The 23723-nt window shown below is 61.9% G+C and carries 23 protein-coding genes; 22 read left to right on the top strand and 1 reads right to left on the bottom strand.

Going from position 1 to position 23723, the window contains the following annotated elements:
• Positions 1-75: 75 nt before the first annotated feature.
• From rbfA to truB, 6 genes are read left to right on the top strand one after another with little or no spacing between them, the layout of a single operon-like run.
• On the top strand, positions 76-561 hold the full coding sequence (rbfA, locus tag EEB13_RS18685; RefSeq protein WP_116104068.1) for a 30S ribosome-binding factor RbfA: 486 nt from the start codon (positions 76-78) through the stop codon (positions 559-561).
• A 12-nt stretch (positions 562-573) separates the two neighbouring features.
• Positions 574-1578, top strand: coding sequence for a DHH family phosphoesterase (locus EEB13_RS18680; RefSeq protein ID WP_141486011.1), 1005 nt, complete (start codon positions 574-576; stop codon positions 1576-1578).
• A gap of 10 nt (positions 1579-1588) precedes the next feature.
• Entirely contained in the window at positions 1589-3007 is a 1419-nt protein-coding gene (locus EEB13_RS18675) for an MATE family efflux transporter (RefSeq protein ID WP_080711754.1), read from the top strand.
• Positions 2992-3915 (top strand): metallophosphoesterase family protein, encoded by a 924-nt coding sequence (locus EEB13_RS18670; protein WP_138873123.1) that lies wholly within the window; start codon positions 2992-2994, stop codon positions 3913-3915. The genes EEB13_RS18675 and EEB13_RS18670 overlap by 16 nt, the downstream gene beginning before the upstream one ends.
• Positions 3916-3929: 14 nt before the next feature.
• Positions 3930-4589, top strand: a complete 660-nt coding sequence (locus EEB13_RS18665; protein ID WP_141486010.1) for a 4'-phosphopantetheinyl transferase — start codon at positions 3930-3932, stop codon at positions 4587-4589.
• Positions 4590-4613: 24 nt separating this feature from the next.
• Entirely contained in the window at positions 4614-5537 is a 924-nt protein-coding gene (gene truB, locus EEB13_RS18660; RefSeq protein ID WP_045067298.1) for a tRNA pseudouridine(55) synthase TruB, read from the top strand.
• A gap of 22 nt (positions 5538-5559) precedes the next feature.
• Here truB and EEB13_RS18655 read toward each other — a convergent pair whose 3' ends face one another.
• On the bottom strand, positions 5560-6321 hold the full coding sequence (locus EEB13_RS18655; RefSeq protein WP_141486009.1) for a metal-dependent transcriptional regulator: 762 nt from the start codon (positions 6319-6321) through the stop codon (positions 5560-5562).
• A 117-nt stretch (positions 6322-6438) separates the two neighbouring features.
• On the opposite strand from EEB13_RS18655, the gene EEB13_RS18650 reads away from it, so the two are divergent.
• The 16 genes from EEB13_RS18650 (at position 6439) to EEB13_RS18580 (ending at position 23721) form a co-directional block, all read left to right on the top strand.
• Positions 6439-7419 (top strand): bifunctional riboflavin kinase/FAD synthetase, encoded by a 981-nt coding sequence (locus tag EEB13_RS18650; protein WP_141486008.1) that lies wholly within the window; start codon positions 6439-6441, stop codon positions 7417-7419.
• A 157-nt stretch (positions 7420-7576) separates the two neighbouring features.
• The gene (gene rpsO / locus EEB13_RS18645) at positions 7577-7846 is read left to right on the top strand and encodes a 30S ribosomal protein S15 (RefSeq protein WP_033234901.1); all 270 of its coding nucleotides are present in this window, start codon (positions 7577-7579) and stop codon (positions 7844-7846) included.
• A gap of 427 nt (positions 7847-8273) precedes the next feature.
• Complete coding sequence (locus EEB13_RS18640; protein WP_033234900.1) at positions 8274-10544, top strand: polyribonucleotide nucleotidyltransferase; 2271 nt, start codon at positions 8274-8276, stop codon at positions 10542-10544.
• 127 nt (positions 10545-10671) lie between these two features.
• Positions 10672-12075, top strand: coding sequence for a M16 family metallopeptidase (locus tag EEB13_RS18635; RefSeq protein ID WP_230590176.1), 1404 nt, complete (start codon positions 10672-10674; stop codon positions 12073-12075).
• Positions 12076-12104: 29 nt separating this feature from the next.
• Entirely contained in the window at positions 12105-13223 is a 1119-nt protein-coding gene (locus EEB13_RS18630; RefSeq protein WP_141486007.1) for an alcohol dehydrogenase catalytic domain-containing protein, read from the top strand.
• Between the two features lie 175 nt (positions 13224-13398).
• Positions 13399-15093 carry a cutinase family protein gene (locus tag EEB13_RS18625; RefSeq protein ID WP_141486006.1) on the top strand — a complete coding sequence of 565 codons (1695 nt, stop codon included), beginning with the start codon at positions 13399-13401 and terminating at the stop codon, positions 15091-15093.
• Between the two features lie 156 nt (positions 15094-15249).
• A complete protein-coding gene (gene hypA, locus EEB13_RS18620; protein WP_045067304.1) occupies positions 15250-15579 on the top strand; it encodes a hydrogenase maturation nickel metallochaperone HypA in 330 nt (109 codons plus the stop codon).
• Positions 15580-15581: 2 nt separating this feature from the next.
• Positions 15582-16376 (top strand): hydrogenase nickel incorporation protein HypB, encoded by a 795-nt coding sequence (gene hypB, locus EEB13_RS18615; protein ID WP_045067305.1) that lies wholly within the window; start codon positions 15582-15584, stop codon positions 16374-16376.
• A gap of 164 nt (positions 16377-16540) precedes the next feature.
• Positions 16541-17614: a hydrogenase expression protein HypE gene (locus tag EEB13_RS18610; RefSeq protein WP_045067306.1), complete on the top strand. Its 1074-nt coding sequence runs from the start codon at positions 16541-16543 to the stop codon at positions 17612-17614.
• 36 nt (positions 17615-17650) lie between these two features.
• Positions 17651-19444, top strand: coding sequence for a nickel-dependent hydrogenase large subunit (locus tag EEB13_RS18605; RefSeq protein ID WP_045067307.1), 1794 nt, complete (start codon positions 17651-17653; stop codon positions 19442-19444).
• 111 nt (positions 19445-19555) lie between these two features.
• Positions 19556-20446 carry a NifU family protein gene (locus EEB13_RS18600; RefSeq protein ID WP_172935603.1) on the top strand — a complete coding sequence of 297 codons (891 nt, stop codon included), beginning with the start codon at positions 19556-19558 and terminating at the stop codon, positions 20444-20446.
• 14 nt (positions 20447-20460) lie between these two features.
• The gene (locus EEB13_RS18595; RefSeq protein WP_084702856.1) at positions 20461-21063 is read left to right on the top strand and encodes a DUF5947 family protein; all 603 of its coding nucleotides are present in this window, start codon (positions 20461-20463) and stop codon (positions 21061-21063) included.
• Entirely contained in the window at positions 21060-21698 is a 639-nt protein-coding gene (locus EEB13_RS18590; RefSeq protein WP_045067309.1) for a DUF6084 family protein, read from the top strand. Before EEB13_RS18595 ends, EEB13_RS18590 begins: the two co-directional genes overlap by 4 nt.
• Positions 21695-23110: a hypothetical protein gene (locus EEB13_RS18585; protein WP_141486005.1), complete on the top strand. Its 1416-nt coding sequence runs from the start codon at positions 21695-21697 to the stop codon at positions 23108-23110. The genes EEB13_RS18590 and EEB13_RS18585 overlap by 4 nt, the downstream gene beginning before the upstream one ends.
• On the top strand, positions 23107-23226 hold the full coding sequence (locus EEB13_RS32480; RefSeq protein ID WP_371851312.1) for a DUF6893 family small protein: 120 nt from the start codon (positions 23107-23109) through the stop codon (positions 23224-23226). The genes EEB13_RS18585 and EEB13_RS32480 overlap by 4 nt, the downstream gene beginning before the upstream one ends.
• 6 nt (positions 23227-23232) lie before the next feature.
• Entirely contained in the window at positions 23233-23721 is a 489-nt protein-coding gene (locus EEB13_RS18580; protein WP_045067313.1) for a hydrogenase maturation protease, read from the top strand.
• The last annotated feature ends 2 nt before the right edge of the window (positions 23722-23723 follow it).

The raw sequence follows: 23723 nt of genomic DNA, 5'->3' as shown, positions 1-23723 counted from the left end.
AGTTATCTCGTATCGGATGTGCGTGAAATCGAATGTCCGTGGAATCGAAAGTCCAGGGAGAAGGAGACAGAGATCATGGTGGATCCCGCCCGGGCCCGTAAGCTCGCAAAACGAATCGGCACGATTGTCGCGACCGCAATCGACCACGAGATCAAGGATCCGCGGCTTGCTTTTGTGACCATCACCGACACGAAGGTCACCAACGACCTGCACGATGCGACCGTGTACTACACCGTGATGGGTGAAAAGGTCGATTCCGCACCCGACGTCGAAGCTGCTGCAGCCGGTCTCGAGAAGGCCAAGGGTGTTCTCCGGTCGAAGGTGGGCGCCGGCACCGGTGTCCGTTTCACCCCGACGCTGACGTTTGTCGCGGACACCGTTCCCGATACTGCGCGCCACATGGAAGAGCTGTTGGCTCGTGCGCGTGCCGCCGACGGCGAGCTCGCCAAGGCTCGCGAGGGAGCTCAGCCTGCCGGTGAAGCAGATCCGTACAAGGAGCCACGAGTAGCTGCTGACGACGATGACGACGTCGTTGCCTCGGATGCTCGAGATCTCGACTGACCCGCAGCGAGGATGACGATCACCGCACGCGCTTACGGAGACCCTTGCGAGGATCCTTGCCGGGCAGGCTTCGCGCGGGCAATCGAAGTGCTGGATGCGGCTCGGACGGCAACTATCCTGTGCCACATCCAGCCTGACGCAGACACTATCGGCAGCGGTCTGGCATTGGGGTTGGCGCTCGAGCGCAGGGGCGTTTCGGTTCAGGTTGCCTTCAGCCGGCCTGCGCACCTGCCCGAGTCCATGCTCGGATTTCCCGGTCTGCATCTGTTGGTTCCACCGGCTTCCGTGCGTTCCGAAGTGGACGTCCTGATCACCGTCGACGTGGGAAGCACCGGGCGCTTGGGCGCTCTTGCGGATCGGTTGGCTGGTGCGGCCAGCACCGTCGTCGTGGATCATCATCGATCCAATTCGGAATTCGGTGCGATCAACGTCGTGGACGAATCCGCAGCATCGACGACGGCTCTGCTGGCACGGTTGTTCGATTCGTGGGGCGTGGAGATCGATCGAGACGTGGCCCATTGCCTGTATGCCGGTCTGGTGACCGATACGGGGTCCTTCCGTTGGGGCGGGCCGTCGACGCATGTTCTTGCGGCCCGGCTATTAGCCACCGGTATCGACGGCGACACCATCGCTCGGCAACTTCTCGACACGCATCCGTTCGGCTGGCTGCCGATGCTGTCGTCGGTGCTCGGCTCGGCGACGCTGGTACGAAGCGCTGCAGGTGGTCGCGGTCTCGTGTACGCGGTGATCCGCCGTGACGACATCGGAGATCTGCGGTCCGAGGAAATCGAGAGCGTTGTCGACATCGTCCGGACGACGTCGGAAGCCGAGGTTGCCGCTGTGCTCAAGGAATCGGAAACCGGCAGCTGGTCGATATCGTTGCGCGCGAAGACCGATGTCGACGTCTCGGCTGTCGCGGAGAGACTCGGTGGCGGTGGACATCGGCTCTCGGCCGGCTACACCTCGACCGATTCGAGTGAGCAGACGGTTGCAGCGTTGATTGCCGCACTGGGGTGAGTGTCCGATCGTGACCGCATCCGATAGTCCTGTGCCAGCAACTGCGACAAAATCCGGCGCCGAGGTCGATGTGACCGGCCGTCGTATCTTCGGGTTGGCGTTGCCTGCGCTAGGTGTGCTGGCAGCCGAGCCGCTCTATCTCCTGTTCGACATCGCAGTCGTGGGACGGCTCGGAGCCCTTCCGTTGGCGGGTCTGGCGGTGGGCGGGCTCATCCTGTCGTTGGTGAGCACTCAGTTGACGTTCCTCTCGTATGGAACCACCGCTCGCGCGGCTCGACTGCACGGCGCCGGCCGCGATCGCGAGGCGGTCGGTGAAGGTGTTCAGGCAACGTGGTTGGCGTTGGTGATCGGGCTGCTGTTGGTGGCGGTGGTGCAGGCGATTGCCGGGCCGTTGACGTCGGCGGTGGCGGGCGGTTCCGATATCGCGGATGCGGCCGAGAGTTGGTTGCGCATCGCGGTGCTGGGTGTGCCGCTCATTCTGGTAGCCCTCGCCGGCAACGGTTGGATGCGCGGGCTGCAGAACACGATCCGTCCGCTGCGCTTCGTTCTTGTGGGACTGGGGATTTCGGCAGTTCTGTGCCCGATCCTGGTTCACGGATTATGGGGTGCGCCGCGCCTCGAACTCGAAGGTTCGGCGGTTGCGAATCTTGTCGGTCAGAGTATTTCCGGCATCTTGTTCGCGTGGGCGTTGTTCCGCGAACCAGTCTCGGTCAGACCACGTGTGTCGATCATGCGCGCGCAGATGGTCATGGGCCGCGATTTGATTCTCCGCAGCCTCGCTTTCCAAGCCTGTTTCGTGTCGGCTGCGGCGGTTGCGTCGCGATTCGGAGCAGCCGTGGTGGGCGCGCATCAGGTGGTTCTGCAGTTGTGGAACCTGGTTGCGCTGCTTCTCGATTCATTGGCGATCGCCGCGCAGACGCTGATCGGGGCCGCGCTGGGAGGCGGATTTGCAGTTGCTGCCAAGAAAATGGCGTGGCGGATCACAGTGTGGTCGACGGTCTTCGCAGTGCTGTTGGCCGTTCTGTTTGCCGCCGGGCACTCGGTGATCCCGCAACTGTTCACGGCAGACGACGAGGTGCTCGCGCAGATGTCGATCGCCTGGTGGTTCTTCGTCGCGATCATGCCGGTCGCGGGAGTCGTGTTTGCCCTCGACGGAGTTCTCCTCGGCGCCGGTGATGTGACCTTCATGAGAAATGCCACCATGGCGTGTGCGGTGGTCGGATTTCTGCCGGCAATCTGGATGTCGCTGGCCTTCGACTGGGGGTTGGCCGGAATCTGGGCGGGCCTGACCGTGTTTGTCGTACTGCGGATGATTGCGGTGTCCTGGCGTGCGCTGTCGGGAAAGTGGGCTGTGACGGGAACCGAGACAACTGCACATGCAGTCGAGCGTTCGAGTGAGGAAGCTGAGGGATCGTGGCAGCAAAGCTGATGGCAGTGAGCGACATCCATGTCGGTCACAACGGCAACAAGCCGATGACGGAGGAACTGTTCCCGGACTCGCCGGACGACTGGTTGATCCTGGCCGGCGACGTGTCGGAGAAGACCGACGATATTCGCTGGGCGCTCACGCTCCTGCGCTCGCGCTTCGCGAAGGTCATCTGGATTCCCGGCAACCACGAACTGTGGACCACGGCCAAGGACCCGGTGCAGATTCACGGCGCTCCGCGGTACGAGTACCTGGTCAACATGTGCCGCGAGATCGACGTCATCACGCCGGAGGATCCGTTCCCGGTGTGGGAGGGCGAAGACGGTCCGGTGACGCTCGTCCCGATGTTCCTGCTCTACGACTACTCGTTCCTGCCCGTCGGGGCGCGAGACAAGGAACACGGCCTCGAGATCGCGCGGGACAAGAACGTCGTCGCCACCGACGAATTTCTGCTGTCGTCGCAGCCGTACGCAACCCGCGACGCGTGGTGCCGTGCCCGCATCGCGTACACGCAGGAGCGTCTGGACGCGTTGCCCGAAGGTACGAAGACCGTGCTGATCAATCACTTTCCGTTGGTTCGTCAACCGACTGACGTGCTGATCTATCCGGAATTCGCGCTGTGGTGCGGTACGACGCTGACCGCGGACTGGCATGTGAAATACAACGCCGTGTGCTCGGTCTACGGGCACCTGCACATCCCGCGAACCACCTACTACGACGGCGTCCGCTTCGAGGAAGTGTCGCTCGGATACCCACGGGAGTGGCGTCGGCGCGGCCTGCCCGAGAAACTGTTGCGGCAGATTCTGCCGGTGCCGGAGTACCCGCCGGGAACGTTGAACAAATGGGGCGGCCACTTCAAGGTGACGCCGGAGCAGGAAGCCGAAGTCGAGCGTATGCGCTCGGGTCGCTAGAAAGGCACCGACACGTGATCGAACAGATTCTGCCCGGCGGCATCGCGATTGCCGAGGCGTTCGAGGATCCGCCTGGACTTGTCCCGCATCCCAGCGAAGAGGCGCTGATCGGCCGTGCGGTGGAGAAGCGTCGTCGCGAATTCGTGACGACGCGCAATCTTGCCCGCACCGCCATGGGGAAACTGGGTGTTCCGGCGGCCCCCGTCATGCGGGGGGAGCGGGGAGCGCCGTTGTGGCCGAAAGGCGTTGTCGGCAGCCTCGCGCACTGCGACGGATATCGCGGCGCGGTGCTGGCGTACTCGATGCAGGTTCGTTCGCTCGGTATCGACGCCGAACCCCACGGGCCCTTGCCGGACGGGGTGCTTCCGGCCGTCAGCATCGAGGACGAGCGAACCTGGCTGGGCGAGCAGGCCGGCGACGGTCCCGTCCACTGGGATCGAATCCTGTTCTGCGCCAAGGAAGCCACATACAAGGCGTGGTTCCCCCTGACACAACGGTGGTTGGGGTTCGAGGACGCACACATCACGTTCGAATCCGAATCGGATACGTCTGGCACGTTCCGATCCAAGTTGTTGGTCCCGGGGGAGACGACCTCCGGTGCGCCGCTCACCGAATTCGTCGGTAGGTGGATGGTGTCCGACGGACTGATCCTGACGGCAATTTCGGTGCAGTGAGTCCGGCTGGCAGAATCGAGACCCGTGTCAGCTCGCGAAAAGCCTTCCTCCGGACTTGTCGGCGCCGGAATCTTGATCGTCGACAAAGAAGCAGGCCTCACCAGCCATGACGTAGTGGCCCGGTGCCGCAAGCTGTTGAATACCCGCAAGGTCGGCCATGCGGGAACGCTTGATCCCATGGCAACCGGTGTGCTGGTTCTCGGCGTGGAGCGTGCCACCAAACTGCTCGGCCTGCTGGCACTGACCACCAAGGCGTATTCGGCGACCATCCGGTTGGGTGCGTCGACGACCACCGACGACGCGGAAGGTGAAGTACTCACCTCAGCGGATGCGTCGGCCGTGACGGATGAGGAGATCGCCGCAGTGGTGGCGACGCTGACCGGTGACATCGAGCAGATCCCGGCCAGTGTTAGCGCCATCAAGGTGGACGGTCAGCGTGCTCACGCTCTGGTGCGAGCCGGTGAAACCGTCGAACTTGCCGCGCGTCCGGTGACGGTGTCGACGTTCGAGATTCTTGCCCGACGCGACATCGAGGGCGGATTCGTCGACCTCGACGTCGACGTGGAGTGCTCGTCCGGCACTTACATTCGTTCGCTGGCGCGTGATCTCGGGCGAACGTTGGGTGTCGGCGGTCATCTGACGGCACTGCGTCGCACGCGCGTCGGACCGTTCACTCTCGAACACGCGCGCACGCTCGAAGATCTCGCCGAGGCTCCCGGCGTGAGTCTCGATATCGACCAGGCCGCCCAGACTGCGTTCCCACACCGTCAGATCACAGTGGCCGAGGCCGAAGCCATCAGCCAGGGGCGGTGGCTCGAACCGATCGGGCTCAAAGGTGTCTACGCGGCCATCGATCCCAGCGGCCATACGATTGCCCTGCTGCAGGAAAAGGGAAAGCGTGCGAGTTCGGTCATGGTCGTGCGCCCGGCGACACTGCGTCAAGATTAGTCACTCGTCCGGACCAGGTTATTCAGACCAGCCAGATGGCTTGGGCGACAGGGCTTCCCAGATCGATAAAGTCCGGGTTGTCGCCCAAACGCACTGACATGGTTCCGGCAAAATCGCGTCGCACCACCACGGTGATCTCGACGTCGAGTGTGATACCGACGGAATCGAAGTAGCGAAGCATCTCCGGATCGGAGTCGGAGATACGTGCAACCCGCCCGCGCTCGCCGTTGGCGAAGTCGCTGAGTTGGCGCGCCGGGGGAGTGGGAATTGTCCCGTCGGCGGCCGGGATGGGGTCGCCGTGCGGATCACGTTCGGGGAAGCCGAGTTTGGCATCGATGCGCGAGATCATCAGGTCGGAGACGGCGTGCTCGAGTACTTCGGCTTCGTCGTGGACCTCGTCCCAGCCGTAGCCCAGTTCGTGAACGAGGTACGTTTCGAGCAATCGGTGGCGTCGCACCATGGAGACAGCTGCCGCCCGGCCAGTGTCCGTCAACGCGATCGATCCGTACCGAGCGTGATCGACCAGGCCCTGATCGGACAGTTTGCGGATAGCTTCGGACACCGTGGAGGCGGAGACGCCCATCTTCTCGGACAGCAGCTTCGTGGAGATGCGTTGGAGTGACCACTCCTGAATGGTCCAGATCATCTTCAGGTAATCCTGCGCGACCGAGGACAGTGCAAGTGTGTCGATCGATCCGTCCGGGTGGGAATCCGCGTCGCCGGATTCGGCGGCACCATCCGGTGCAGAGTGTGTATCGGAGGGTCCAGTCTTGTGAGCTGCCACGACACTTAGCTTAGGCTACGAATTGCGGAAGTTCCGTACCTGCGACGTAGTGCAGTGGCAGACCGCTCGGCGGGTCCAACCGAAACTACTGACGGTGCGCCCCGTAGGCTGCCTTTCGTGCTGAGGTGGCGTGGTCTCGACGAAGTTCCGGCCGATTGGGGTCGTTGTGTACTCACTATCGGTGTGTTCGACGGTGTGCACCGTGGGCATGCCCAATTAATTGCCCGGGCAGTAGCCGCGGCGCGAAAGCGCGGGGTTCCCAGTGTGCTCATGACGTTCGATCCGCACCCCATGGAAGTTGTGCGACCGGGTAGTCATCCGGCTCAGTTGACGACGCTGGCGCGTCGTGCGGAATTGGCCGAAGAGTTGGGCATCGACGTCTTCTGCGTCATGCCGTTCACCGCGGATTTCATGAAGCTGACTCCGGAGCGGTACGTCCACGAAATCCTCGTGGAGCGCCTGCACGTTGCCGAGGTTGTCGTGGGCGACAACTTCACGTTCGGCAAGAAAGCCCTGGGTAACGTCGATCTGCTTCGCGAAATGGGTGAGCGATTCGGATTTGCCGTCGACGGTGTCCAATTGCTTGCCGAGCATGCGGTGACGTTCTCGTCGACCTACATTCGCTCGTGCGTCGACGCCGGTGACATGGCTGCGGCAACCGAGGCGCTCGGTCGACCGCATCGCGTCGAAGGTGTTGTGGTGCACGGCGACAAGCGTGGCCGTGAACTCGGATTTCCGACGGCAAACGTCGCGCCTCCGGTGTTCTCGGCTATTCCGGCCGACGGCGTTTACGCGGCCTGGTTCAGCGTTCTGGGAGCCGACGAGGAGTTGGGCACGCTCGTACCGGGAAAGCGGTACAAGTCGGCAGTGTCCGTCGGCACCAATCCGACATTCTCCGGTCGCGCTCGCACCGTCGAGGCTTTTGTTCTCGACGCCGACGCAGATCTGTACGGACAACATGTCGCCGTCGACCTGGTGGCGCGGATCCGCGGGATGGAGAAGTTCGATTCCATCGAGTCGCTGATCGCGGAAATGAATCGCGATGTCGAGCGCGCTCGTGAAATTCTGGATCACGACTCGGAACAGAGTGTCGGCTGACGCCTGGGAACAGAGTGTCGGCTGACACACTTGCCGTCGACCGGTAAATCGATCGCAACGGTCCTGGTAGAATCTTCTCTCGGTGTGTGCTGCGGTTTGCGGCGGCCGCGTCCGATCTAGTTCCTTTCACGCAAACGTCATCACAGGAGTGAATCAAGTGGCATTGACCACGGAAGAAAAGAAGGCCGTTCTCGGCGAGTACGGCTTGCATGAGACCGACACGGGATCGCCCGAAGCTCAGGTGGCAATGCTCACCAAGCGCATCACCGATCTCACCGAGCACCTCAAGACCCACAAGCATGACCACCACTCACGTCGTGGACTGCTCTTGATGGTCGGTCGTCGTCGTCGTCTGCTCAAGTACGTGGCAAAGACGGACGTCGCTCGTTACCGTGCGCTCATCGAGCGCCTCGGCCTGCGTCGCTAGATTTTTGTCACGACGCTGATCGAAAGCAACACGGCAGGCTCCGGTTTGCCGAACACTCCGTTAGCCGGCGAAGCCACGCATATACTGGGCTTCGCTGGCTTTCGGCGTTAGCTGCCGCAAGGCAGTTTCCGCTGTCGGCGCATTTGCACAGTTGGTGCAGTGCGAAGTCAGCACACCGTATGCATCAGAGAACGTGGTGTCGGTTGTCGGTAGTGGTTCTCCGGACCGGGCGAATGCCCTGTGGTTCCGGCGGACTTCGATCGACGGCCGCCCCGAACGTCAGTGACGTCCCGAAGCAGAGACCAGTTCGCACGTAGGAACCTCTGCAATTCAAGAGGGGGACGTCCCTCGGTGCGCAGTTTCCACCAGGAGGGTGGGAACGCCCGCGCGGGTACGGCGAAGACGAGAGGGAAGTGAAGAGAAAAAGATGACAGAGAATTCCGTAGTAGAGGTCGACGAAGGCGTGTTCGAATCCACCGCCGTGATCGACAACGGGTCCTTCGGTACCCGCACCATCCGTTTCGAGACCGGACGCCTTGCTCAGCAGGCCGCCGGTGCCGTCGTTGCCTACCTGGACGACGAGACCATGCTGCTGTCCGCCACGAGCGCCAGCAAGCACCCCAAGGAGCATTTCGACTTCTTCCCCCTGACGGTGGACGTCGAAGAGCGCATGTACGCAGCGGGCCGCATCCCCGGCTCGTTCTTCCGTCGTGAGGGACGCCCCTCCACCGACGCGATCTTGACCTGCCGCCTCATCGACCGGCCGCTGCGCCCGTCGTTCGTCGACGGTCTGCGTAACGAGATCCAGGTCGTCGTCACGGTCATGAGCCTCAACCCGCAGGATCTGTACGACGTCGTGGCTATCAACGCCGCATCCGCGTCGACGCAGATCGCGGGCTTGCCGTTCTCCGGTCCCGTCGGTGGCGTGCGTGTTGCACTCATCGTCTCCGAGGACAACAAGGCCGGCCAGTGGGTTGCATTCCCGACGGTCGATCAGCTCGAGAACGCCGTGTTCGACATGGTCGTCGCCGGCCGCGTCGTTTCCGGCAGCGGTGACAACGCCGACGTCGCGATCATGATGGTCGAGGCCGAGGCCACCGACAACGTCATCGCGAAGATCGCCGACGGCGCTCAGGCTCCCACCGAGACCATCGTCGCCGAAGGCCTCGAGGCTGCTAAGCCGTTCATCGCCCGTCTGTGCGCTGCGCAGGCAGCACTGGCATCCAAGGCTGCAAAGCCCACGGGTGACTACCCGGTCTTCCCGGCGTACCAGGACGACGTATTTGCCGCCGTCGAGGCTGCTGCGTCCGAAAAGCTCAATGCCGCACTGACAATCGCCGGCAAGCAGGAACGCGACGACAAGACCGACGAGGTCAAGGTCGAGGTTCTCGAGCAGGTTGCACCGAACTTCGAAGGCCGCGAGAAGGAACTGGGAGCAGCGTTCCGCTCGCTCACCAAGAAGCTGGTTCGCCAGCGCATCCTGCGCGATCAGTTCCGCATCGACGGCCGCGGCGTCACGGACATCCGTTCGCTGTCCGCCGAGGTTGCGATCATCCCGCGCGCACACGGTTCCGCACTGTTCGAGCGCGGCGAGACCCAGATCCTGGGTGTCACCACACTCGACATGGTGAAGATGGCTCAGCAGGTCGACTCGCTCGGCCCCGAGACCAGCAAGCGCTACATGCACCACTACAACTTCCCGCCGTACTCCACCGGTGAGACGGGTCGTGTCGGTTCGCCGAAGCGTCGCGAAATCGGTCACGGCGCACTTGCCGAGCGCGCACTCATGCCGGTTCTGCCCAGCGTCGAAGAGTTCCCGTACGCGATTCGCCAGGTCTCCGAGGCGCTGAGCTCCAACGGTTCCACCTCGATGGGCTCCGTGTGTGCTTCCACGCTTGCACTGCTCAATGCCGGTGTGCCGCTGAAGGCTCCGGTTGCCGGTATCGCCATGGGCCTCGTCTCCGACCAGGTCGACGGCGAAACCCGTTACGTGGCACTGACGGACATCCTCGGCGCCGAAGATGCTTTCGGTGACATGGACTTCAAGGTTGCCGGTACCAAGGACTTCGTCACGGCTCTGCAGCTGGACACGAAGCTCGACGGCATCCCGTCCAAGGTCCTCGCCGGCGCACTCGCGCAGGCCAAGGATGCTCGTACCACGATCCTCGAGGTCATGGCAGAGGCCATCGACACCCCGGACGAGATGAGCCCGTTTGCACCTCGCGTGACGGCCATCAAGGTCCCGGTCGACAAGATCGGCGAGGTCATCGGCCCCAAGGGCAAGATGATCAACTCCATCACCGAGCAGACCGGTGCCAACATCTCCATCGAAGACGACGGCACCGTGTTCGTCGGCGCCACCGATGGACCGTCTGCACAGGCCGCGATCGACATGATCAACGCCATTGCCAACCCGCAGCTCCCCAAGGTCGGCGAGCGGTTCCTGGGCACGGTCGTCAAGACCACCGCCTTCGGTGCCTTCGTCTCGCTCCTGCCGGGTCGCGACGGATTGGTGCACATCTCCAAGCTGGGCAGCGGCAAGCGTATTGCCAAGGTCGAAGACGTGGTCAACGTCGGATCCAAGATCCGCGTCGAGATCGCCGATATCGATGCTCGCGGCAAGATCTCGCTGATCCCCGTGGAAGAGGGCAACGACGACGCTGCCGCTCCGGCTGCTGAAGAGGCTGCTTCCGAGTAGCACTTCTTCTCGGTTTGTTCGATGCGGCCCCGCGCGGATTTCCGTGCGGGGCCGCATCTGTACTGTCTGTAGACACATACTTTCCGGACCTGATCATTCTCCGCACCGAGGACTGCTGAACTTTTTCATGGCCAAGACCCCAGGCAAGACCACTGCCAAGACCTCAGGCACGACAACTGCCAAGAATGCTGCGAAGAAGACGCGCAGCCGCAGTACTGCACTCGCAACTCCGATCGACGCTCTTCCCGAATCCGGAGTCCAGCGGACAGTTCTGCCTGGCGGACTCCGCGTCGTCACGGAGTTCATCCCGGGTGTGCGCAGTGCGTCGGTCGGCGTCTGGGTGGGCGTCGGATCGCGTGACGAGCAGCCCAGCGTTGCCGGCGCGGCCCATTTCCTCGAGCACCTGCTGTTCAAGTCGACGCCGTCGCGGACAGCGCTCGACATCGCGCAGGTCATGGACGGAGTGGGCGGAGAACTCAACGCGTTCACGTCCAAGGAGCACACGTGCTTTTACGCGCATGTGATCGACGAAGATCTGCCGATGGCCGTGGATCTTGTCGCCGATGTCGTTTTGCGCGGCCGGTGCCGGTCCGCTGACGTCGATGTCGAGCGGCAAGTGGTCCTCGAAGAGATCGCGATGCGCGACGACGATCCGGAGGATCTCCTCGGCGACGCGTTTCTGACTGCTCTGTTCGGTGACCACCCGGTGGGTCGCCCTATCATCGGCAGCGTGGATTCCATCGAGTCGATGTCCCGCAATCAGTTGCATTCCTTCCACGTGCGCCGGTACACGCCGCAGCGGATGGTTCTTGCCGTCGCCGGAAACGTCGACCACAAGCAGGTCGTGACATTGGCGAAACGCGCATTTGCCGGTCACCTCGAGCGTGGTGTGAAGCCGGCACCGCGCCGTGAAGGAACTTTGCGTCTGCGCACGATGCCGGAACTGAGTTTGACGCATCGTGACAGCGAGCAGGTTCATCTTGCGCTCGGTGTGCGGGCTTTCGGCCGTCACGAAGGTCATCGGTGGGCGCTGTCTGTGCTCAATACCGCGGTGGGCGGCGGCTTGAGTTCGCGTCTGTTCCAAGAGATTCGGGAACAGCGTGGTTTGGCATATTCCGTATATTCCGGGGTGGACACGTTTGCGGACACGGGGGCGTTCTCGGTCTACGCGGGGTGCCAGCCGGAAAACCTGGGTGAGGTCACCACGGTGATCCGCGAGGTTCTCGCTCAGGTGGCCGCAGGCGGCATCACGGACGCGGAGATTGCGCGCTCCAAGGGCGCGCTTCGGGGCAGTCTTGTTTTGTCACTGGAAGATTCGGGTTCGCGGATGAACCGTATCGGTCGCAGTGAACTCAACTACGGAAACCATCGCAGTGTCGCGCAGACATTGGCGTCCATCGACGCCGTCACTGCGGAAGAAGTTCTCGAAGTGGCACAGACTTTGCTGACACGGCCGTTTGCCGCCGCCGTGGTAGGTCCGTACAAACGTGTCCGGGATCTGCCGGCGTCAGTGCGTGGGATTGTTCGTTAGTCGGTAACCAGCGAAATCAGGGTGCGCAGTTGAAGATTCGTGGAGCAGTGCTCGAAGAAATCGGACGGAGCCGCCCGTACGCGTCGTCGATGCCGATCACCGTGTCCGAACTCGAACTTGATGCTCCGGGCCCCGGTGAGATCCTCGTGAGGATCGAGGCGGCCGGACTGTGTCACTCGGATCTCTCTGTCGTGGACGGCAATCGAGTCCGCCCGGTGCCGATGCTGCTGGGGCACGAAGCGGCCGGTCGGATCGAGCAGATCGGTGACGGCGTGGACGCCCTGCGTGTGGGGGATCGTGTTGTCATGACCTTCCTGCCTCGGTGCGGCGAGTGCGCCGGCTGCGCAACCGACGGCCGGATGCCGTGCACGGTGGGCAGCGCCGCAAACAATGACGGCAGTCTCCTCGGCGGTGCGCACCGCCTGCAGCGTGACGGTGTGAGCATCAAGCATCACCTGGGAGTGTCCGGATTTGCGACGCATGCAGTCGTCAACGCCAAGTCGGTGGTGGCCGTGGACGACGATGTGCCGCCTGATATCGCAGCTGTGCTGGGCTGCGCAGTGCTGACCGGTGGCGGAGCGCTACTCAATGCGGCAAAACCCCGTCCCACCGACACCGTGATGGTTGTCGGTTTGGGTGGCGTCGGTATGGCAGCAATTCTGACGGCCCGAGCGTTGGGTGTCGCGACGGTCATCGGCGTCGACGCGCTCGAGTCGAAGCTGGCTCAGGCACTCGAACTGGGCGCGACCGATGTCTTCACACCGTCCGGTTTGTCCGAGAGTGGTGTGCGCGCAGACATTGTGGTGGAAGCTGCGGGCAATGCTCGCGCGTTCGAGACTGCCGTGTCCGCCACGGCTGCGGGTGGCACCACTGTCACGGTGGGACTGCCCGCGCCGGACGCGCGTTCGTCGATTTCCCCGCTCGGACTGGTCGCGGAAGCTCGGACCGTCATCGGCAGCTATCTCGGCTCGGCAGTCCCGGCCCGTGACATCCCGATCTACGCGCAATTGTGGCGCGACGGAAAGCTACCGGTCGAGAAGCTCATCTCGTCAAGAATCGAGCTGAGCGACATCAATTCGGGGATGGACGAACTGGCGGACGGGAAAGCAATCCGACAGGTCATTATTTTCGACTCAGAGCACGACTGAACAGGGATTTTGTCGGGTGAGGGCATGGCCTCTCAGGCCGAATCGAGCACGCATAGCCCTCGCAGATCGTTATCCGATGTAACGCTTCTCCCGAACTGGACGACTACTCGAATGACGTTGCGTGACGCCCCGGGGGTCGGTCGTACGTTTTCCGAAAGTGGATTGGGGAGAAAATATGCCGGTTCGTGGGTTCTTTTCACGACATCGAATACTTGCGGGCGCACTGGCGCCTGCAGCGCTCGGCGTTGCAGCGCTGGTAGCTGTGGCGGTAGCCGTGGACTCACCGCAGTCCAGCACGATCGAGACGCAACTGACGTCGTCGGTCACCGAATGCCACGACATGGTGAGCATCGCAGTTGCCGGTCGGCACGACACTCCGGACGCGAACACGGTCAAGATGCTGCTCGGTGCGGACGGTAAGCCGCTACCTGCCGCGCTGTCAGGCGATTACACGAGTGACCGCGTCGATCAGGTGATCAATCCGGCCGGTTCGGTCAACACGACCAAGCCAGGTTCGTATGCGGCCGTATATATCGCATACCCGGCAAACATGGCGTCGTACGAGGATGCCGTTGCCGCCGGCGCGGCAAACACCCAATCCGTGATGAGTGCGATCGCGAAGGAATGCCCCAAGACGCAGTTCTCGATCGTCGGGTACAGCGAGGGTGCTGACGTCGTCCGCCGTGTTGCCATGGACATCGGAAATCAGGAAAGCAACGAGTTCGGGGTAGACCCGGACAAGGTTGTCGGTGTGGTCATGCTCGCGGATGCGGGACGTGAAGAGGGAGACGGCACGTTCATCGGCGCCCAGAATCCGTTCACCAACCCGGACAATTTCGACACGAAGTACCAGAATGGCACGTCGGCGACACCCGGTCAGGGCGTCCTCCCCGACACGGCGGGCAGCTTCGGCAAGCTGAACGGCAAAGTCGCCTCGTTCTGCTCCGACGGTGACTTCACGTGCTCGGCTCCGAGCAATATTTCGCTCTTGCTCCTGGCTGCGAACGTCGGACGCCAGCTGAACATCGACGATCTCGAATCCCAGGGACTCACCCCGACCACCGGTATCAACGTTGCCGTTGTGCTCGGTCAGATCGTCTTCGAAGCATTCAACGACATTTCATCCGATCCCGATTGGATGAAGGGTGACGAGACCTTCCTCCAGGTGATGCTGAAGGTATCGGATCCTGACTACAAGCCAGGTACGGCCACCACGGTGACCACCGTGGCCGACGAAGACTCGATTACCGCCGAGAAGGTCTCTCCGCTGGCGTACCTGCCGCAGAAGCTCTTCAAGGAGATCGTCGGACTGATCGCCACCAACCAGAACACGATCCCGGTGATCATGAGTGATCCGTACCAGATGACACTCGGTCCAGACGTCGGACATCACTTCGACTACTGGCGCGACGCCGATGCCGCGAACGGCAAGCCGTTGACTTCTGCGCAGTACGCAGCAGCGTGGCTTACGTATCTCGCGCAGCAGGCCAAGGACGGTAAGCCCGTCGATACGACGGCAAAGCCCACGGCTGTAGAGCTTGTCGCTGCCGTCGACGCGTACATGGCTGACGACGCAGCCGAAGGCGATGTCGCTGCCGAAGGCACCGATAATCAGGCTCCTGCCGGAACCACGGGTTCGACGGACTCCGCCACCGCGCCGGGAACGTCGCCGGATGCTCCTGTCGCCGGATCTGTTTCCGAGACCTCAGGTGCAGTCGCAACACCGAGCGAATCGGTGGTGCCCACCACGGGCGCAGCAGTCTCGAGTGCTCCGACATCGGAGACAGCGAGTTCAAGTGCGGCCGCCACTACCACCACGACGGTGACGTCTACGACGACCACATCCAAGGCGCCGACTCCGGGACAGTAGCCTCTCCCAGGCAAGCATCAGGCTGCGATCCGCATGTACATGCGGATCGCAGCCTTTTTCTATGCCACGGTTTTTCTACGCCACCGTTTTTCTAAGCCATGGCTCTGCCCTATCGTGGAATGTACGGTCCCTTCACATGTGAATTGCGGGTCTGCCGTGCATGAACTGTCGATTGCCCAGAGTGTGGTCGATGCCGTGTGCGACAAGGCAGGCGCGCGACGCGTATGCGGTGTGCGGCTCGAAGTGGGACGACTGTGTGCTGTTGTGCCTGATTCGCTGCTCTTCTGCTTCGACGTCGTGACCGCGGGTACTCAGGCCGAAGGCGCGAGTCTGCGCATCGACGAGATCGCGACGAGCGTGCGTTGCCGGGAATGCGGCGAGGTTTTCTCACCGCCGGACATGATCTTGCTCTGCCCCTGTGGCAGCGCCGACGTCGATATCCTCGCCGGGCGTGAACTACGGATATTGTCGATGGAAGTGAGCTGATCATGTGCGCAACGTGCGGCTGCGGTGAGGGCGCGGGGGTGCGAATCTCCGGTGAATCGGGGCACAGTCAGGATCATGAGCACCCGCACGACCACGAGCACCCGCATAGTCACGATCATTCACACAGTCACGAACATTCCCACAGCACGACCGTTGTTCTGGAACAACAGGTACTCGCCAAGAACGACGAAGTTGCCACCCGCAATCGCGAGTGGATGCGCCGGCGCCGGATTGCCGCACTCAATGTTATGAGTTCGCCGGGCGCGGGTAAGACAACGTTGCTGGTTCGCACGATCAACGACTTGCGCGGCCGATTTCCCGTTGCCGTCATCGAGGGCGACCAGGAGACTGCGCTCGATGCCGAGAGGATTCGGTCAACGGGATCTCCTGTCGTTCAGGTGAATACGGGTGCGGGTTGCCACCTGGATGCGGAAATGATCGATCGGGCTATTAACGTGAATCGGCCGCTCGACGATTCTCTACTCTTGATTGAAAATGTGGGAAATCTAGTGTGTCCCGCACTTTTTGACCTCGGCGAGGAAGGCAAGGTTGTCCTAATTTCTACGCCGGAGGGTGCCGACAAGCCGATGAAGTATCCGCATATCTTTGCCGTCGCGGACCTCGTCATCGTCAACAAGATCGATTTGCTTCCCTATGTGGAATTTGACGTCGAGGCATGCATCCGTCAGGCAAAATCGCTGAATCCTGCTGTGCGCGTTGTTGTTTTGTCGGCAACGACGGGTGAGGGTTTGTCGCAGTGGTATGACTGGATCGATTCTCGAATGGCGCTTTCCTGAGTTGTCGTTGACAACTGATCTGCTCGGGTACTTAATGAAATGAGTGGGTGCCACGTTGCGGGCCGAATATCGGCTCGGGTGGTGTTCGATACCGGCGGCAGGAATCCGGTGGAACCAGACCCGGTGTAGCAAGTGGTGCCGTCGCACACGTGAAAGCGGCTGATATGACTACTCAGAATGCGACTGCGGACACCGCAGCAGCGAAGGCGGAAGATACTCTCATCCATGTTCTGTGGATCAATGCCGGGCTCAGTTGTGACGGCGATTCGGTGGCGTTGACCGCGGCCACGCAGCCGAGCATCGAAGAGATTGCACTCGGTGCGCTGCCCGGCTTGCCCCAGGTTGCGGTGCATTGGCCACTGATCGACTTCGAGTGTGGGCCAGAGGGCGGCGCCGACGATTTCCTGGAATGGTTCTGGAAGGCGGATCGGGGTGAACTCGATCCGTTTGTCCTTGTTGTCGAAGGGTCGATCCCGAACGAGAAACTGCACGACGAGGGCTACTGGTGCGGTTTCGGCAACAACCGCGAGACGGGGCAACCGGTCACGACCAGTGAGTGGCTGGACAGGCTGACCCCCAAAGCGACTGCGGTTGTTGCTGTCGGCACGTGCGCGACGTACGGCGGAATTCACGCCATGGCGGGAAATCCGACCGGCGCGATGGGCGTACCGGACTATCTGGGATGGACGTGGAAATCCAAGGCCGGTATCCCGATCGTCTGTGTGCCGGGATGCCCGATCCAACCGGACAATCTGTCGGAGACCCTGACCTATCTGTTGTACATGGCAACTGATCAAGCGCCGATGATTCCACTGGACGAATCGCTGCGACCACAATGGCTGTTCGGCGCGACGGTGCACGAGGGCTGTGATCGCGGTGGCTACTACGAGCAAGGAGAGTTTGCCACCGAATACGGTTCGCCCAAGTGCATCGTGAAACTGGGCTGTTGGGGTCCGGTCGTGAAATGCAATGTGCCCAAACGTGGTTGGATCAACGGAGTGGGTGGATGCCCCAACGTTGGCGGCATCTGCATCGGGTGCACCATGCCGGGGTTCCCGGACAAATTCATGCCGTTCATGGACGAACCACCCGGCGGCAAGCTTTCGTCCACCGCTGTGGGTATGTACGGCAGCGTGATTCACAGTCTGCGCCGGATCACCGGTCACACCTTGGACAAGGAACCGCATTGGCGCGAACGGGGTTCGAAGTTGCTCACCGGCGCCACTCGCACGTGGTGAACAACTCGAGATACATCGAAACTGGGAGGCACTGACATGACGGCCATCGTTCCCGAACCCACCTCTACCGCGGATCGTGACGGTCTGGTGGAGATGGCGTGGGATCCCATCACCCGCATCGTCGGAAGTCTGGGCATTTACACCAAGATCGACTTCGCGAACCGGGAAGTCGTGGAATGCCACAGTACGTCGTCGATCTTCCGCGGCTATTCCCTGTTTATGAAGGGGAAGGATCCGCGCGACGCGCATTTCATCACCAGTCGCATCTGCGGTATTTGTGGAGACAACCACGCGACGTGCTCGTGCTACACCCAGAACATGGCGTATGGCGTAAAACCACCGCATCTGGGCGAGTGGATAGTAAATCTCGGTGAAGCCGCAGAATACATGTTCGACCACAACATCTTTCAAGAGAATCTTGTTGCGGTCGACTACTGCGAGAAGATGGTGTCCGAGACCAATCCCGGTGTCCTGGCGCAGGCGGAGAACACCCGCTGCCGGCACGAGGATCAGCACGGTTACCGCACCATCGCCGACATCATGCGCACTCTCAATCCGTTCACCGGCGAGTTCTACCGTGAGGCCCTTCAGGTTTCACGTTCGACCCGTGAAATGTTCTGTCTGATGGAGGGCCGTCACGTTCATCCGTCGACGCTCTATCCGGGCGGCGTCGGAACAGTGGCCACCATCGAACTGATGACCGACTACATGACGCGGTTGATGCGCTACGTGGAGTTCATGAAGAAGGTCGTGCCCATGCACGACGATCTGTTCGACTTCTTCTACGAAGCCCTGCCCGGTTACGAGAAGGTAGGTCTGCGTCGGACTCTCCTTGGATGCTGGGGGTCGTTCCAGGATCCGGAATTCTGCAATTTCGAGTACAAGGACATGACCGAGTGGGGACGCAAGATGTTCGTGACCCCCGGAATCGTGGTCGATGGCAAACTGATCACGACCGATCTGGTCGATATCAATCTCGGTATCCGAATCATGCTGGGCTCTTCGTATTACGAGGACTGGAAAGACCAGGAGATGTTTGTCGAGACCGACCCTCTCGGTAACGCGGTGGATCGGCGTCACCCCTGGAATCAGCACACCAACCCTCATCCGCAGAAGCGTGATCTGGAGGACAAGTACAGCTGGGTGATGTCGCCTCGATGGTTCGACGGCAAAGACAATCTTGCTCTCGATACCGGCGGCGGCGCACTCGCCCGCTTGTGGAGCACGGCGCTGGCGGAGTTGGTCGACATCGGCTACGTCAAGTCCACCGGACACAGCGTGCAGATCAATCTGCCCAAGACAGCGCTGAAGGGGCCGGTCACACTCGAGTGGCACATCCCCGAACACGGGAGCAACACGCTCGAAAGGAACCGTGCACGTACGTATTTCCAGGCATACGCGGCCGCATCGGCGTTACATTTTGCGGAGAAGGCTTTGGTGGAGATTCGCGCCGGCCGGACCAAGACGTGGGAATCGTTCGAAGTTCCGGACGAGGGTATCGGCTGCGGCTTCACCGAAGCCGTCCGCGGAGTTCTTTCCCACCACATGGTGATTCGGGACGGCAAGATTGCGAACTACCACCCGTACCCGCCAACTCCGTGGAACGCGAGCCCGCGTGACAGCTACGGCACTCCCGGGCCGTACGAGGATGCGGTGCAAGGTCAGCCGATCTTCGAGGAGAACGATCGGGACAATTTCAAGGGTATCGACATCATGCGCACAGTCCGCAGTTTCGACCCGTGCCTGCCGTGTGGCGTACACATGTATCTCGGTGGCGGTAAGACCATCGAGAAACTGCATTCGCCGACACAATCCGTGACGGGGGAGTAGCCCGTGGTGCACGGTGACAGGGAGCACGGTGACCGGGAGCGCGGTGAGAACGCGAGCGGTGCACCGCCTGGTGACTACTGGCGTGGAGCGGGCGAACGCATCGAAACTCTGTTGCAGGCCAGCGCAGGGGGCGGACCGGTAGCACGTGATCGTGCAGAGCAACTGGTGCGTGAAGTAGTGCAACTCTACGGCGCAGCTCTCGAACGCACTGTGCACCTTGCGGATTCCGCGATGGTAGATGAGATGACCCGTGACGACCTGATCTCGAGCCTTCTGCTCGTGCATGGCCTACATCCGCACGACGTGGAAACCCGCATACGTACGGCGCTGGACAGTGTGCGCCCGTACCTCGGGTCGCACGGCGGCGACGTCGAATTGATCGAGGTGACCGATGGTGTGGTGCGGTTGCGGCTGCTCGGCAGCTGCAACAGTTGTCCGTCGTCGTCCGTCACGCTCGAATCAGCCGTGCAGGACGCCGTGACGGCTGCGGCGCCCGAGACGAGCGGCATCGAGGTCGAGACCCCAACCGAACATGAGCCCAAAGCTGGTGTGATCTCGGCGCAGTCGCTGTTCTCGCACATCCACCACGACGCCGCCGGCCACTGGATCGGTGTGCCGGAGTTCGCCGAGGTCGGCGAAGGTGAGGTGGCAGGTTTTTGCGTCGAAGGCGCAGATCTGTTGGTATGCAGGCTCGGCGACACCCTGTACGCCTACCGCGATCACTGTCCGGTCTGTGATCGCTCGATGGCGGGGGCGATGCTGGAGCGAATGATGGGGCGACCCGCACGTAGCGGCGTGGTGCTGACCTGTCCGAACTGCGGCACTCACTACGACGTCCGAACTGCAGGCGCGCGCGTCGATGCCCGTGCCGGTGTTGATGCCGGGGCGGAACATCTTGCGCCCCTGCCGCTTCTGCCTCGCGACGGGATCCTGTCGGTGGCAGTGCCTGGCAGCGCTGCACCGGGAAGTTCAGCAGCTGACGTTCAGGTATCGGTGATGTAGTGGCAAAATCCACTGTGGGAGAGGTTCTCACGAGAATAGCGTCGGCGCGATCGGTACCAACCGGTCCGCGATGCGAGATGTGCGCGGTCGGCATCGGCGAGGACCATCAGCACGTCGTCGATGTCTCGGTGCGCGCCCTGATGTGCGTCTGTCGACCGTGTTACCTGCTTTTTGCCCCGGTGGACGCTGATCTGCGGTACAAGGCAGTTCCGGATCGATACGAGGAACTCGACGATTTCGAGCTGGGCCCTGGTCGATGGGAATCGCTGGAAATTCCGGTGAATCTGGCGTTCTTCTTCCGCAATTCCGTGTTGGACAAATTCATCGCGTTTTATCCCGGTCCGGCGGGGGCCACGGAATCCGAGCTACCCATCGATGCTTTCGAGGCGGTGCTGCGGGAGAATCCTCGAACGAGCACGATGCGAGCAGACGTCGAGGCCTTGATCGTTCACGTTGTTCCGGGCGAGGTGGCTCCCCGATGTTTCATTGTGCCGATCGACGCCTGTTACGAGTTGGTAGGGCGATTGCGGAAGGTGTGGCGCGGTTTCGACGGCGGCCAGGATGCGCACACCGAGATCGCGGAGTTCTTCCACAGAGTCGAGGAACGGTCGCGATGACCGCCTTGGAGTTCTCCGTCGTGGACATCATGGTCGACCCGTACGCGGTGACCCCCAATCTCGTAGTGAAACTGAAGATTTCGGAGTCCACCGGAACACCTGTGCGGGCGCTGGCCGTGCGAGCACAGGTTCGGATCGAACCACACCGACGGCCGTACTCCGCATCTGAAGAAGACGCGCTGCTCGATTTGTTCGGTCGGCGTGAACGTTGGTCGAGTACGCTACGAACCTTCCTCTGGATGGAATGCTCGACGGTGGTCCAGGGGTTCTCAGGAGTCACGGTCGCCGATCTTCCTATGCCGTGTACGTACGACGTCGCGGTGACCGCATCCAAGTACATGCATGCCCTGCAGGACGGCACGGTGCCGGTAGTCGTGCTACTGAGCGGCACCGTCTTCACCGACGGCAGTCGCGGATTCTCGGTCGAGCAAATTCCGTGGGACAGATCGGCGTCGTACGAGATGCCGGTGGCCACGTGGAAGCACATGATCGAGACGCATTACCCGGGTTCGGGTTGGGTACGCCTCGATCATGACACCATTGCCGAACTCACCCGGTTCAAAGCCACACACGGTTACACCGACTTGGAATCCACGGTCGGCGCGCTCTTGGCGGGGATCGAGGTGCCGCAATGACACACGCGGGTGTCGACCATGACGTTCGAGCCGTAGCCGACGCGATCCTGTACGAGGGGTACCTGCTCTACCCGTACCGGGCGAACTCGGGAAAGAACCAGTCACGCTGGCAGTTCGGTGTGCTCGGTCCACCGGGGGCATCAGAGTTGGGTGTCGGTGAGCAATCAGGGATGTCGGCCCAAGCCGTCGTGGCCGCGGATGCCGGCGATCTGCGTGTCACGTTGCGGTTTCTCCACCTTCAGCGCCGAACAGTCCAACGACGTATCGATCCGGACGGCTGGGAGTCAGTGCATCACGTGACTTCCGGTGACCACGAATGGATTTCGTGGGACGAAGCAAGTGAATGTGAGATCGAGTCGGGTCCGTACCGGCTCACGGACCTTGGCGAAGGGCGAAGCCTGGCTTTCGAGGTTCCGGCCTTTTCGGAGATCGAACCGATCCTGGATGCGACCGGCGCATCTATCGGTCGCATTGTGCGCACCCGGGCTGCGCTGTCCGGACTCGTTGATCTTCGGGCTGCGTCGGGGAGGCCTGATCAGGTTGTGTTGTCGATGGATGTTCGAAACACCACCGCGATCGTGGCCGTCGACAAGCATTCGGCGCCGGCGTATTCCATGCTCGGGGCGCATGTGATCATGCAGTGCGATACGCCGTCGTTCGTCTCACTTTTCAGCGTGAATGACGAGCAGACACACGAATACCCGTTGATTCAAGATCGGTGCTATCCGGTGTTGGCCGGTACCCCGAATCCAGCGTTGCCGGACCGCTCGACCACGGTTCTGGTATCGCCGATCATTCTGTACGACTTTCCTGTGATCGCGGGGCAAAGTGAAGGATCGCTGTTCGATTCCACCGAAATCGACGAGATCCTGTCGCTGCGCATTCTGACGATGACGGACGAGGAGAAAGCGCAGGCGCGGGCGACAGATCCGAAAGCCGCCGAGATCATCGATCGTTGTGAGGCCCTGACACCCGAAGGGTTTGCCGACCTTCACGGAGTGCTTCGTGATCCTCATGCCGGGCAGGAAGACGCGCAGGGAAACTCGGCTCCCATGCTTCCCGAAGTGCCAGACGGTGTCGACTGGTGGTCGCCCGAGGCCGATACGAGGGTGTCGCCGCGAATCGACGGCATCTTGGTGGGCGGTGTGCGGATAGCCGGGGGAAGCACCGTACGCGTGCATCCGTCGCGGCGGGCCGACGCTCAGGACCTGTTTTTCGACGGCAAGCTCGCTCGCGTTGCCACCATCCACGAAGACGTGGACGGCGACATTCACGTAGGGGTGACGCTGCTCGACGATCCCGCGGCCGACCTGCACAACTGGTACGGCCGCTATCTGTATTTTGCTCCGGACGAGGTGGAACCGGTGCCCGGAGCGCAGACGCAGAGCAATCGAGAGGAGAACACACTATGAGGGGCATGGGAATGCTGTCGACGGTACTTCTCGGCGCAACAGCGATCGCTGCGGCCGTCGTGTTGGTGGTGTCGATGCCGGATATTCAACGGTATCTACGGATGCGAAAGATGTAGTCACGCATGCGCGTTCTGGTTGCGGGTGTCGGGAATATCTTTCTCGGCGACGACGGGTTCGGGCCCGAAGTCGTGCGGGTGCTGCAACAGGAGCAACTGCCGGCGGGAGTGCAGTTGGTGGACTACGGAATTCGAGGGGTGCACCTGGCCTACGACCTTCTGGAAGCGTGGGAGGCCTTGGTGCTGATCGACGCGCTGCCGCCGAGCGGGAAACCCGGCGCGGTCGAGGTATTCGAGCTGGAGGCCGAAAGGGATGACAGCACGGCAAGGTTCGACGCGCATTCGTTGGATCCGAACTCCGTGTTCTCCAGTCTGCGGGCGCTCGGTGGAACAGCGCCGCGAACGTTTGTCGTTGGTGCGCACGTCGAATCGGTGGACGAGGGGATCGGATTGACACCACAGGTTCAGGCTGCCGTGACCGGTGCCGCGTCAGTTGTTATCGGCCTTGTCAGGTCGATGGCGGCGGACGCCGCAACCGCTGATCAGGGGGCATGACC

The sequence above is a fragment of the Rhodococcus sp. WS3 genome (assembly GCF_003797085.1).
GTDB classification, from domain to species: domain Bacteria; phylum Actinomycetota; class Actinomycetes; order Mycobacteriales; family Mycobacteriaceae; genus Rhodococcus_F; species Rhodococcus_F globerula.
Note: the sequence above shows the minus strand (reverse complement) of the source record. Positions and strands in the feature narration are given on the sequence as shown.

Bases quoted from the DNA above. Each gene is read 5' to 3' on its own strand.
- rbfA (WP_116104068.1), top strand. From the start codon at position 76: ATGGTGGATCCCGCCCGGGCCCGTAAGCTCGCAAAACGAATCGGCACG.
- EEB13_RS18680 (WP_141486011.1), top strand. From the start codon at position 574: ATGACGATCACCGCACGCGCTTACGGAGACCCTTGCGAGGATCCTTGC.
- EEB13_RS18640 (WP_033234900.1), top strand. From the start codon at position 8,274: ATGACAGAGAATTCCGTAGTAGAGGTCGACGAAGGCGTGTTCGAATCC.
- EEB13_RS18635 (WP_230590176.1), top strand. From the start codon at position 10,672: ATGGCCAAGACCCCAGGCAAGACCACTGCCAAGACCTCAGGCACGACA.
- EEB13_RS18625 (WP_141486006.1), top strand. From the start codon at position 13,399: ATGCCGGTTCGTGGGTTCTTTTCACGACATCGAATACTTGCGGGCGCA.
- hypB (WP_045067305.1), top strand. From the start codon at position 15,582: ATGTGCGCAACGTGCGGCTGCGGTGAGGGCGCGGGGGTGCGAATCTCC.
- EEB13_RS18610 (WP_045067306.1), top strand. From the start codon at position 16,541: ATGACTACTCAGAATGCGACTGCGGACACCGCAGCAGCGAAGGCGGAA.
- EEB13_RS18605 (WP_045067307.1), top strand. From the start codon at position 17,651: ATGACGGCCATCGTTCCCGAACCCACCTCTACCGCGGATCGTGACGGT.
- EEB13_RS18590 (WP_045067309.1), top strand. From the start codon at position 21,060: ATGACCGCCTTGGAGTTCTCCGTCGTGGACATCATGGTCGACCCGTAC.
- EEB13_RS18585 (WP_141486005.1), top strand. From the start codon at position 21,695: ATGACACACGCGGGTGTCGACCATGACGTTCGAGCCGTAGCCGACGCG.
- EEB13_RS32480 (WP_371851312.1), top strand. From the start codon at position 23,107: ATGAGGGGCATGGGAATGCTGTCGACGGTACTTCTCGGCGCAACAGCG.
- EEB13_RS18580 (WP_045067313.1), top strand. From the start codon at position 23,233: ATGCGCGTTCTGGTTGCGGGTGTCGGGAATATCTTTCTCGGCGACGAC.